Below are 12,389 nucleotides of genomic sequence, written 5' to 3' on the forward strand. Positions count from 1 at the left end.
AAGAGGATGGCTGAACCAAAAAAAGCTGAACAACCATTGATTGATAATCTCGAACAAACCAATCAAACACCAGATTCTTTTAAGGTCTTTGTCTCCCCTCTTGATCGTTTAAAAAGAACTAGCCGTTTTGAAAAAATAGCGGCAGTAGGCTTAATTACTTTATTAATCGTTCTTTCTATTGTAATGGTCAATTTAAGAAATGATATCAGCAAGATTCAAAATGATATTACTGAAACGCAAACAGAAATTGACAGCAAACAAAAAACTGCAAACCAATTGGAACAAGAAAAAAATGAACTCTCAAAATCTGATCGTTTAAAGAAAGCTGCTGAAGATGCAGGTTTAACTATTAATGACGATAATTTAAGGAAAGTGAAATAAATGAGCTTTAAACAATTAAAGCGCAAGATCCGCAAAAAGAATTTAACGCCAATGAACAACCGCAAGAAAGTAGGCATTATCTTATTTGCTACGAGTATTGTGTTGTTCTTTTTATTTGCCGTGCGATTGATCTATGTCGTGGCTGGTGGACATGTTGCTGGGACTTCGCTTGAAGAAAAAACCAACGAGTTATATAACGGTGAAGAAACTGTGAAAGCAAAACGAGGAACGATTTATGACCGAAATGGTGTGGCGATTGCAGAAGATGCCACATCTTATTCTGTTTATGCGGTTCTTTCTGAAAGCTATGTTTCTAACAATAAAAAGCTTTACGCTCAAGAAAAGAATTTTAACAAATTAGCAACTATCTTACATAATAACTTGGACATAAAAAAGAAAACGGCTGTGGATACACTAGAAAGTGGAATGAACAGTGATGGTTCCAGCAAGTATTACCAAGTTGAATTTGGTTCTAAAGGAAAAAATATTTCAGAAGAACAGAAACAAAATATTGAAGATGCAATGAAAAAAGCTAAAGTCAAAGGCTTGTACTTTTCTGAACATACAGATCGGATGTATCCTAATGGTTCTTTTGCCTCTTATTTTGTTGGCTATGCTTCAACGAATAAAAATGAAAAACTGGTTGGACGTATGGGATTAGAATCTGCTTATAACGATGTCTTAAGTGGAACTGATGGAAAAATCGTCTACGAAAAAGACAGTGCTCAAAGAGCAATTCCTGGTACAGTGGCTGATAAAAAAGAAGCAATTAATGGAGAAGATATTTATACGACGCTGGATGCTGGTTTACAAAGCTATTTAGAAACTTTAATGGATAAAGTCGATAGTGAAACGAATCCGTCTGAAATGTCAGCGATGTTGATGCAAGCAAAAACGGGAGATATCCTGGCGATGTCACAACGACCAACTTTCAATCCAGAAACAAAAGAAGGCTTAGATGACGAAGGAGCATGGCGAAACTTTTTAGTTCAAGATAATTTTGAACCAGGTTCTACCATGAAAATCTTTACTACGGCTGCAGCAGTCAACGAAGGGATTTTTGATCCTGATGAAACCTACACTTCAGGAAAGATTACTATTGGAGATACAACCATCAATGATCACGATTTTGGTGCCAAAGGTGTTTTAACTATGAGACAAGCTTTGTCTTGGTCAAGTAATGTCGGAATGGTTATGCAAGAGCAACGATTAGGAAGTACTTGGATTGATTATCTGAAACAATTTGGCTTTGGTCGTAGTACCTATTCAGGTTTACCAGGTGAAGTCTCAGGCTCTTTACCAACAAGTAATGTGGTCGATCGTGCCATGAGCTCATATGGACAAGCGATTGGCGTAACGAACTTTCAAATGATGCGCGGTTTTACAGCCATTGCAAATGATGGTAAAATGTTACAGCCTCACTACATTTCAAAAGTAGTGAATCCAAATAACAATACAGAAGTAACAACTGAACCAGAAGTAGTTGGGGAACCAATTACTGCAGAAACTGCTCAAACTGTCAGAACATATATGCGAGATGTAATTGAGAGTGAAAATTATGGTTCAGCCTATGGACAATACGAAGTGGGCGATTATAATATTTCTGGTAAAACTGGTACAGCACAAATCGCTGGTAGCAATGGCTATTTAACAGGTACAACGAATTATATTTATTCTATTGCTTTAATGTTGCCTTCTGAGGACCCTGAATACATTTTATATTTAACTATTAAACAACCAGAAAGTTATCCAGCTGATACATTGGGTCAAATAGCAAATCCATTATTAACAAGAGCAATGGATTTCGAGTCAACTGAAAGTTCAGAAACAACTGATGAAAGTGGAAATGAAAGTTCAAAAATAGCGGTTAAAGATTATCGGAATGTTGATCGTGATACAGCTGCTAGTGATGTAAACAAAGCTGGCTTAACAGCAGTAGTGGTTGGAACAGGAGATACGATTAAAAAACAATCTGCAAAAGCTGGAACCAAAATGATGTCAAATGGGCGCTTAATTTTAGCGACGAATGGAAAATTAACCATGCCAGACATTCGTGGATGGTCCAAATCAGATGTGAATAAGCTAGCCAATATTTTAGATATTGATGTAACCTTCAATGGTGAAGGTACCGTAACCAAGCAAAACATTGATCCTTATGAAACAATTGGAAAGAAAAAATTAAGAGTTACTTTAGGATAAGACGGGAGAGAAAAGAATGGATGCCCCACGTTTGTTTATAGTTTTTGTCAGTAGTTTTGCGATTACTGTCGCATGGATGCCCTTGTTGATTGGATATTTTAGAATGAAAAAACAAGGTCAAGAAATCCGTGAAGAAGGCCCTAAATGGCACAATACTAAAGCTGGTACACCTACAATGGGTGGTTTAGGATTTCTGACAGCTGCAGTCATTACTGGCGTGTGGGTGGGGATTTGGCAGGGGATGTTTTCTTCAGCCAATCTCTTCATTCTGTTGTTTGTTTTGTTAGTCTATGGAATCATTGGATTTTTAGATGATTATCTTAAATTAGTTAGAAAACAAAATGAAGGATTAACATCTCGTCAAAAATTTATTGGTCAAGTTGTTGGTGCATTAGTTTTTTACATCGTATATTTGATGGAAGGCTATCCTAATGTATTAAACTTATTTGGGATACAAGTTCCATTAAGTTTATTCTATGGCTTGTTTGTCATTATTTGGCTAGTAGGTTTTTCTAATGCTGTGAATTTAACTGACGGTATCGATGGGCTTGTTTCAGGTCTAGGAACTATTTCCTTTGCTACGTATGCATTAATTGCATGGAAGCAACAGCAGTATGAAGTATTAGTGATGTGTTTAAGTGTGATTGGTGGATTGGTTGGTTTCTTTCCTTATAATAAAAAACCAGCAAAAATCTTTATGGGAGATGTTGGTTCACTAGCTTTAGGTGGGTTATTAGCGGCAATTTCCATTATGCTCCATCAAGAATGGACACTCTTATTCGTAGGAATCATCTATGTTTTTGAGACGGCTAGTGTAATGTTACAAGTGACCTCTTTTAAATTAACCGGGAAACGAATATTTAAAATGTCCCCTTTGCACCATCATTTTGAGATGAGTGGTTGGTCAGAATGGAAAATTGATACTATTTTTTGGATTATCCAATTCATTGCTGCCGCTATCGTATTAGCAATCGTATTGTAGGAGAGGATTAGCATGAAAGAAATTACCAACTATCAAAATCAAAAAGTATTGGTTTTAGGATTAGCTAAAAGTGGACTTAGTGCGGCCAAGTTGTTACATCACTTGGGCGCGCTTGTTACTGTAAATGATGGTAAGCCATTTGAAAGTAATCCGGCTGCGCAAGAATTATTGGAAAATGGCATTCGAGTAATTACAGGTAGCCACCCAATTGAACTGTTGGATGAAGATTTTGCGTTGATGGTCAAAAATCCAGGGATACCTTATAGTAATCCGTTAGTTGAAAAAGCCCAGAGTTTGAATATTCCGATTGTGACTGAAGTTGAATTAGCTTATCAAATTTCGGAGGCTCCAATTATTGGCGTTACTGGTACAAATGGTAAGACAACAACTACTACTATGATTGGTCTATTGTTAAATCAAGATCGAAATAAAGGTAAAGCTTATCTGGCAGGGAATATTGGTTTTCCGGCAAGTGAGGTAGCCCAAAAAGTAGTTGCAAACGATGATATGGTAGTGGAATTATCTAGTTTCCAATTAATGGGGACCCAAGAGTTTAAACCGCACATTGCTGTGATTACAAATATCTATGAAGCTCATTTGGATTATCACGGTACTCGTGAAGAGTACGTTGAAGCAAAATGGAAAATTCAACAGAATATGGGCAGTGAGGACTATCTAGTCATTAACTGGCATACTGAAGAGTTACGCCAGTTGGCTTCAACTACCCAAGCATCGGTTATTCCTTTTTCCGTTGAAGAAAAACTAGAAAATGGCGCTTATTTTGAGGATGGTAAACTATTCTTTTTAGATGAAGAAATTATGTCGGCTGATGAATTAGGTGTACCGGGCCTACACAATATTGAAAATGCTTTGGCTGCAATAGCAGTGGCAAAAATAAAAGGTGTATCAACAGTCAGCATCCAGCAAGCCTTAAGTCATTTTAATGGCGTTCCTCACCGCACGCAGTTTGTTGGGAATATTGCTGGTAGAAAATTTTATAATGATTCGAAAGCAACCAATATTTTAGCGACAGAGATGGCATTAAGTGGTTTTGAAAATCAAAAAGTTGTTTTACTTGCTGGTGGGCTAGATCGCGGTAATAGCTTTGATGAATTAGTTCCAGCATTAAGCAATTTAAAAGCAGTTGTATTATTTGGCGAAACCAAAGACAAAATAGCTGAAGCAGCTAAAAAAGCAAATGTTAAGACAATTATTTTGACGGATAATGTTGAGACTGCAGTTCCACTTGCTTTTGCTGAAAGTTCGGAAGATGATAATATTTTATTGTCACCAGCAAATGCTAGTTGGGACCAATACTCAAGTTTTGAAATTCGTGGCGATAAATTTATGCAGGCTGTCAAACAGTTAGAAAAGTAGGGAAATATATGAGAATACTTGTTACTGGCGGAGGAACTGGTGGTCATATTTATCCGGCCCTGGCCTTTATCAGATACGTTCAAAAGATCCAACCGAATTCTGAATTTTTATATGTCGGTACGCATCAAGGATTGGAAAATAAAATAGTCCCTGAGACAGGGATTTCCTTTAAAACAATTAAAATTCAGGGATTCAAGCGTAGCTTATCGAAGGAGAATTTTAAGACGATCCGTTTGTTTATTGAAAGTATCAAACGATCGAAGGAGATCATTCGCGATTTCCGACCGGACGTAGTAATCGGCACTGGCGGATACGTTTCAGGCTCAGTTGTTTATGCTGCAGCGAGGATGAAAATTCCAACAATTGTGCATGAACAAAATAGTGTACCTGGGATGACAAACAAATTTTTGAGTCGTTTTGCTGATAAAATTGGGATTAGTTTTCCCGACGCAGCCCAGTACTTCCCAAAAGATAAAACAGTCTTAGTGGGAAATCCCCGCGCTCAAGAAGTTGCAACTAGTGGAAAGTCAGAGGCTTTGTCACAGTATGGTTTAATTAGTGACCAACCGACGGTATTAGTATTTGGAGGTAGTCAAGGCGCCCTTAAAATTAATCAAGCAATGATTAGTGCTTTACCGCAATTCGCTACGAAAAATTATCAAGTATTGTATGCATCAGGTGACCGATATTTCGAAGAATTAAGTGAAAAATTTGATCTTAAAACTTTAAACAAGAATGTTTCTTTACAACCTTATATTAAGAACATGACAGATGTGATGGCGAATGTCGATTTGTTAGTGGGAAGAGCAGGTGCGACATCAATTGCTGAGTTTACAGCTTTGGGATTGCCAGCAATTTTAATTCCAAGTCCTTATGTTACAAACGATCATCAAACAAAGAATGCACAAAGTTTAGTGAACGTGGGCGCAGTGAAAATGATCACAGATTCTGAGTTAACTGGCGCCAGTTTATTAACATCAATTGATGAAATCATGGACAATCCAGAAATTAAGAAAAATATGGCAGCTGCCTCTCGAAAAGAAGGTATTCCCGATGCAGCCGAAAGACTATGGCGTTTGGTAAATGAAATCGTAAGATAGGAGGTGAGTATCATCAGTCGAAAGAAAAAAAATGAACAAGAAAATTCTACTGAAGAAGTGAACCCTGAGGAATCTGTGGAAGAAGAAATTAAGACACCCCAATATCCACCTCTGACTCCTTGGCAACAAGCCAATTTAGAATATCTAAAACAAAAAGCGATAGAAGATGGCGTTCCTTTCGTAGATCCTTATGCTATTAAAGAAGAGGAAAATACAGAAGAGGATGAGGCAACAACAGAAACAGAAGAGGATTCTAAAGATTTAGAAGCGGCTGATGATACAACAACTTCAACCGATGATGAACCAGAGGCCACTGATACAGAAATAGTAGACGAAGAACAAGAATCTGATAATGATCAAGATGTCGAAGAAGAAATCCTTGAAAAAGGTCCAGCTAATGGTTCATTTCTAGATCGTTTACCTAATCTTAAACAAATGCGACAGTCTAGATTATATCGTCGTTCTACTCTATTGATCACGATTTTTATGATACCAACTCTCTTTTTATTATATTATATTTCACCACTGAGTTCACTTTCAGGGATTAGTGTGACAGGAAATGAACACATTCCGTCTGAGAAAGTCTTAAGCGACATGAATTTTTCAGTCGGTCAAAATTTGTGGAACCAGTTTTTTAATCGAGATCAATACATAAAACGGTTAAAAAACAACGAAGAGCGAGTACAAAGTGCGAGCGTTTCTTTTAATGGTGTCAATCATTTTAAGGTTCAAGTAAAAGAATTTGAAGAGGTTGCTTACTTAGAAAGAGACAGTCAGTATTTTCCAATCATCAGCAATGGAAAAATTATCGATGATGCTAATGCAAGGGCAGCAGATACCCTCCCTATTTTGAAAAACTTTAAAAGTTCCAAAAGAATATTAAAAGTGTTAAAACAATACGATGAATTAAACGCTGAGGTTCGAACAGGAATATCGCAAATTGATTACGCACCAAAAAAAAACAATAGTCAATTGTTAGAAATTTACATGAATGACGGCAATAAAGTCATGGTAAATATTCCTCAGATGCAAAATCGGATGCAATACTATCCTCAAATTGCCTCAGATATGGCTGAAGCAGGTATTACAGGAATTGTTGATATGGAAGCTGGGGTTTACGCTTATGCGCCATCAGAGTCCTCAGATGAAAATCCAACTGGAACAACAACGACTGAATCTGCAAATTCAATGGAAAATGAATAAAAATTTCATCAAAATGGTGGAATCTTCTTTTTCATTCCTCTAAAAGTATGTTAAAATTGGTGGCAGTGAATATATTTTCAAATTAGGCGTAGTTTGTCTAAATAAATACTCGAAATTAATAGATGAAAAAATTAAATAGGAGGGAATCCCATTCATGGCAAAAGCAGGAATGTATGTAGGCCTTGATATCGGGACGACATCTGTCAAAGTTGTTGTTGCCGAATACATCGACAGCCAAATGAATATCATTGGTGTAGGAAATGCAAAATCAGAGGGAATTAGTCGTGGAATCATTGTGGATATTGATAAAACAGTCCGCGCAATCCAACGAGCAGTAAAACAGGCCGAGGAAAAAGCCGGGATTCAAATTAAAAGTGTAAGTGTAGGATTACCTGCCAATCTTTTGGAAGTAGAACCTTGCCAAGGGATGATTGCTGTTAATAATGAATCTAAAGAAATCTCAGATGAAGATGTTAGAAATGTTGCGTCAGCTGCGATGGTTCGTTCAATTCCACCGGAAAGACAGATTGTTGCATTGTTACCGCAAGAATTCACAGTAGATGGTTTTGAAGGCATCAAAGATCCTCGAGGGATGATTGGTGTACGTCTGGAAATGTTTGGTTTAGTTTTCACTGGACCAAAAACGATTATTCATAATATAAAAAAATGTGTCGAAAAAGCTGGTTTAATTGTTGCTGAAACGGTTATCACTGCACTAGCTTTAACAGAATCTATTTTATCTGATGGTGAAAAAGATTTTGGTACAATTGTTATCGACATGGGCGGCGGTCAAACAACAACTGCTGTCATGCATGACAAACAACTTAAATATACCCATGTTGATCAAGAAGGTGGCGAATTTGTCACTAAGGATGTTTCTATTGTTTTAAATACATCCTTTAATAATGCCGAAGCATTAAAAATTAATTATGGTGATGCTTACCCAGGTCGCACATCTGAAGACGAAGAATTTCCAGTTGATGTGATTGGCAAAACAGAACCGATCAAAGTTGATGAACGTTACTTATCTGAAGTAATCGAAGCACGAGTGGAACAAATTTTCCGCAAAGCTAAAGATGCATTAGATGAGATTGAAGCATTAGAGTTACCTGGAGGAATTATTCTAACTGGTGGCGCTGCTAGTCTTCCTGGCATTGTCGATTTGGCTGAAGATATTTTTGGTACAAGTGTAAAATTACATGTACCTAATCAAATGGGCTTAAGAAATCCAGTCTTTACAAATGTAATTAGCATTGTAAATTATTCGGCTGAGTTAAATGATGTTTATCATTTAGCAAAACTAGCTGTGACAGGTGAAAGAGTAAATGTAGCACCTCAGCAAGTAACTACTGTTGCTGCTCAAGCACCGGTTTACGATGATTATGAAGTAGCTGATGAGTACCCAGAAGAACCAAAACAACCCAAAAAGAAAAACGATGAAAAAGTGACCGGGAAGATCAAAGATTTCTTCTCAAATATCTTTGATTAATTCGTAGGAGGAATAATAAAATGGAATTCTCTTTAGATAACAATATTAACGAAGGCGCAGTTATTAAAGTTATCGGTGTCGGCGGCGGCGGTGGCAATGCCATCAACCGTATGATCGAAGAAAACGTCAAAGGCGTTGAATTCATCGCGGCAAACACTGATGTTCAAGCTTTAAGAAACTCTAAAGCTGAAACAGTTATTCAATTAGGCCCTAAATACACTCGTGGATTGGGTGCAGGTTCTCAACCAGAAGTAGGACAAAAAGCTGCAGAAGAAAGTGAACAATTAATTTCTGATGCTTTAGAAGGCTCTGATATGGTCTTCATCACCGCTGGTATGGGTGGTGGAACAGGTACTGGAGCGGCACCAATCGTTGCGAGAATTGCTCGTGAACTTGGCGCACTAACAGTCGGTGTAGTCACTCGTCCATTTAGTTTTGAAGGACCAAAACGCGGTCGTTTTGCAGCAGAAGGAATTGCTGCCTTAAAAGAACATGTTGACACATTATTAATCATTTCAAACAATCGCTTACTAGAAGTTGTAGATAAGAAAACTCCAATGTTGGAAGCTTTCCGTGAAGCAGATAATGTTTTACGCCAAGGAGTGCAAGGGATTTCTGATCTAATCACAGCTCCTGGTTATGTTAACTTGGATTTTGCAGATGTGAAAACAATCATGGAAAATCAAGGAACTGCATTAATGGGTATCGGTGTTGCTTCTGGTGAAGAAAGAGTCATTGAAGCGACAAAACGTGCTATTTCTTCTCCATTGTTGGAAACATCAATTGATGGAGCCGAACAAGTACTATTGAATATCACTGGTGGTTTGGACATGACGTTATTTGAAGCGCAAGATGCTTCTGATATTGTGACAAGTGCTGCTACTGGCGATGTAAATATTATTTTAGGTACATCAATCAATGAAGATATGGGCGATGAAATCCGAGTAACTGTGATTGCAACAGGCATTGATCCAACAAAAAAAGAACGTAAGACTAGTCGTAGTAACCAACGACCTAGTCAAGTTCAAGCTACATCACAACAAAAAAATGACTTAGATCGTGCTTCCGATAACCAATCAGCTTTCGGTGAATGGGATATCCGAAAAGATGAAACGAATATTCGGCAAAATGTTGCAGATTCACAATTCGATAATGTTGAAAAGAAAGAGTTTGAAACATTTAATCGTGAAGAAGCAAAACCAGAAAAAGACGAAGAATTAGACACACCACCGTTCTTTCGCCGTAGAAAATAGGGGGAGGGCGCATGATCGCTGAAAACTTGCAAAAGATAAAGCAAGAAATTCGTGAGTCGTGTGCTCTTGTTTCTCGTTCGCCAGAAGAAGTCAAGTTGGTGGCAGTGACAAAGAGCGTAGGCTCTGAAGAAGCAGCTGAATTAGTAGATTTAGGTGTATATGATTTAGCTGAAAATCGTGTAGATAAACTATTAGAGAAAAAAGCTGCGTTAGGAGATAACGCAAATATAAAATGGCACCTAATCGGCAATCTTCAAAGACGTAAAGTAAAAAATATAATTAATGAGATTGATTACTTTCACGCTTTAGAGAATGAAAAACTAGCAGCAGAAATAAATAAACGTGCAGAGAAAGTAGTAAAATGTTTCATAGAAATAAATATTTCTGGTGAAGAATCAAAATATGGAATTAAAGCAGAAAATTTGGTCGAATTTGTTGCATTATTAGCTAACTATGAGAAAATTGAAGTAGTTGGGTTAATGACCATGGCTCCACTAGAATCAAGCGAAATTGAAGTTCGCGAAATATTTAGCAAATTAAAAAAATTACAAGAAAAAATTGAACAACAAGAAATCCCTTATGCACCTTGTCATGAATTAAGTATGGGGATGAGCCAAGATTTCCAAATTGCAATTGAATCAGGGACAACTTTTGTCCGAATTGGAACGGCCTTGTTTAGAAAGGATTAGTCGATGGCACTTAGTTTAGCGAGAATTACTGACTTTTTTGGTCTATCAGATGATGAAGAACTTTATGATGAACCAGTCAATCAACCTCAAGCTCCAGTTATGAATCAAAAACCAGTCGTTAATGAAACGCCTCAACCAGTTGAGAATAGACGGGTGGAACCAACTAAACCAGTCGAACAGGCTATGGCAAATAAAGAAAGAATTTCATCAGCAACTAACCAAACAAGAAATAATCAATCAAGAATCAATCGTCCAGCAGCTGTTCAACGACCTGTTGAAAAAGTTGTTGCGATGCCAACAACTAATCAGACTGCGGCAATCAGACGCCGTGAAGAAAGTAATCCAAAAAATAGAATCTCTGTCGTTGAGCCTCGAGCATATTCTGAAGCAATCACGATTGCTAAAAGAATTAGTGGAGGAGAAACGGTCTTGATTAATTTCCAATCTTTGGATGAAGCAAGAGCACGCCGAGTGGTTGATTTCTTAACAGGCGCTGTTTTCATGATTGATGGTGATATTAAGCGTGTGGGTAATGAAATGTTTTTATGTACACCACAAAATGTTGAAATCGAAAACTCATCGTTGAGTTCAATCGCAAATGATGATATTTTCGGTTTAGAAATGTAGTAGAGGAGTTTTAAATAATGATAATTTTTCTACTAACTATATTGATTCGTTTGGTAGAAGTTTATACCATATTATTAGTAGTATATGCATTAATGTCTTGGTTCCCCGGAGCATACAACACTGGGCTAGGACGATTTTTATCAAGGATTTGTGAACCGTTTTTAAATTTATTTAGAAGGTTACCTTTACAATTTGGAGGAATCGATTTTTCAATTATGGCGGCAGTTATTGTATTAAACTTTGCCGTTAGAATTATCGTTCGAATTGCTAATCAATTATTGTTTTATTAAGGGAGTGAATGGCAGTGAATACAAATGTGTATCAACATTTTAGGCCAGAAGAACGCCCATTTATTGATGAAGTTGGTGATTGGTTGGAACAAGTAGAAAGCCAATATGCGCCATACTTAACCAGTTTTTTAGATCCGCGACAAACATATATTTTAGAAACTTTAATTAAAGAAAATAGTGAATTAAAATATTCATTTTATGGTGGCTATGAAACGGCAGAACGTTTAAGAGCCATGATTTACCCTGAATATTATGAACCAACAATAGATGATTTTGAAATAATGATGGTAGAAGTAAAATATCCAGTGAAATTTACCCAATTATCTCATGGCAAGATTTTGGGGACTTTAATGAGTAGCGGTATTAAACGTGATTATTTTGGTGATATCATTTCCGATGGTGAGCGTTGGCAAGTTTTCTTATCAAAAGAAACAGCTAATTATGTCGAAACCCAAGTTACTAAAATTGGTAAAGTGACTGTTCACTTGGAAGAACGCCCGTACACAGATATTATCTTACCAAAAGATAGTTGGACAGAAGAAACTGATACAACTTCGTCTTTAAGACTTGATACAATCATCTCAACTGTTTATAATATTTCTCGACAACGTTCTAAGCAATTAGTTGAAAGTGGTAAAGTAAAAGTAAACTGGACGGTGAATGAACGACCAGATTATGTATTAGACTTGTTGGATGTTATTTCAGTTCGTGGCTTTGGACGTATTCAAATTCAAGGACTGGAAGGTAAAACTAAAAAAGAAAAAATCCGTTTGCGCTTAGGTGTCTTACGAAAATAAAC

At 37.0% G+C, this 12,389-nt stretch carries 12 protein-coding genes; all 12 read left to right on the top strand.

The genetic code is table 11. From position 1 onward, the window contains the following. Positions 1–6: 6 nt before the first annotated feature. The 12 genes from ftsL to KUA55_RS03960 all read left to right on the top strand — a co-directional run bounded on the left by ftsL (position 7) and on the right by KUA55_RS03960 (position 12,387). A complete protein-coding gene (gene ftsL / locus KUA55_RS03905) occupies positions 7–381 on the top strand; it encodes a cell division protein FtsL (protein ID WP_218324881.1) in 375 nt (124 codons plus the stop codon). Then, on the top strand, positions 382–2,580 hold the full coding sequence (locus tag KUA55_RS03910; protein ID WP_218324882.1) for a penicillin-binding protein: 2,199 nt from the start codon (positions 382–384) through the stop codon (positions 2,578–2,580). 16 nt (positions 2,581–2,596) lie between these two features. Beyond that, entirely contained in the window at positions 2,597–3,562 is a 966-nt protein-coding gene (gene mraY / locus KUA55_RS03915) for a phospho-N-acetylmuramoyl-pentapeptide-transferase (protein WP_218324883.1), read from the top strand. Between the two features lie 12 nt (positions 3,563–3,574). Then, a complete protein-coding gene (gene murD / locus KUA55_RS03920; protein WP_218324884.1) occupies positions 3,575–4,939 on the top strand; it encodes a UDP-N-acetylmuramoyl-L-alanine--D-glutamate ligase in 1,365 nt (454 codons plus the stop codon). An 8-nt stretch (positions 4,940–4,947) separates the two neighbouring features. Further along, complete coding sequence (murG, locus tag KUA55_RS03925; protein ID WP_218324885.1) at positions 4,948–6,039, top strand: undecaprenyldiphospho-muramoylpentapeptide beta-N-acetylglucosaminyltransferase; 1,092 nt, start codon at positions 4,948–4,950, stop codon at positions 6,037–6,039. A gap of 3 nt (positions 6,040–6,042) precedes the next feature. Continuing rightward, complete coding sequence (locus KUA55_RS18635; protein ID WP_343214703.1) at positions 6,043–7,242, top strand: cell division protein FtsQ/DivIB; 1,200 nt, start codon at positions 6,043–6,045, stop codon at positions 7,240–7,242. 154 nt (positions 7,243–7,396) lie between these two features. Next, entirely contained in the window at positions 7,397–8,731 is a 1,335-nt protein-coding gene (gene ftsA / locus KUA55_RS03935; RefSeq protein WP_218324886.1) for a cell division protein FtsA, read from the top strand. Between the two features lie 20 nt (positions 8,732–8,751). Beyond that, positions 8,752–9,984, top strand: a complete 1,233-nt coding sequence (gene ftsZ, locus KUA55_RS03940; RefSeq protein WP_218324887.1) for a cell division protein FtsZ — start codon at positions 8,752–8,754, stop codon at positions 9,982–9,984. An 11-nt stretch (positions 9,985–9,995) separates the two neighbouring features. Next, positions 9,996–10,673, top strand: a complete 678-nt coding sequence (locus KUA55_RS03945) for a YggS family pyridoxal phosphate-dependent enzyme (protein WP_218324888.1) — start codon at positions 9,996–9,998, stop codon at positions 10,671–10,673. A 3-nt stretch (positions 10,674–10,676) separates the two neighbouring features. After that, positions 10,677–11,300: a cell division protein SepF gene (locus tag KUA55_RS03950; protein WP_218324889.1), complete on the top strand. Its 624-nt coding sequence runs from the start codon at positions 10,677–10,679 to the stop codon at positions 11,298–11,300. A 20-nt stretch (positions 11,301–11,320) separates the two neighbouring features. Continuing rightward, on the top strand, positions 11,321–11,590 hold the full coding sequence (locus tag KUA55_RS03955) for a YggT family protein (protein ID WP_343214708.1): 270 nt from the start codon (positions 11,321–11,323) through the stop codon (positions 11,588–11,590). Between the two features lie 14 nt (positions 11,591–11,604). Continuing rightward, entirely contained in the window at positions 11,605–12,387 is a 783-nt protein-coding gene (locus tag KUA55_RS03960) for a YlmH family RNA-binding protein (RefSeq protein ID WP_218324891.1), read from the top strand. The last annotated feature ends 2 nt before the right edge of the window (positions 12,388–12,389 follow it).

Origin of the sequence: Enterococcus alishanensis, assembly GCF_019218635.1 — a bacterium.
In the GTDB taxonomy this organism is placed as follows: domain Bacteria; phylum Bacillota; class Bacilli; order Lactobacillales; family Enterococcaceae; genus Enterococcus_A; species Enterococcus_A alishanensis.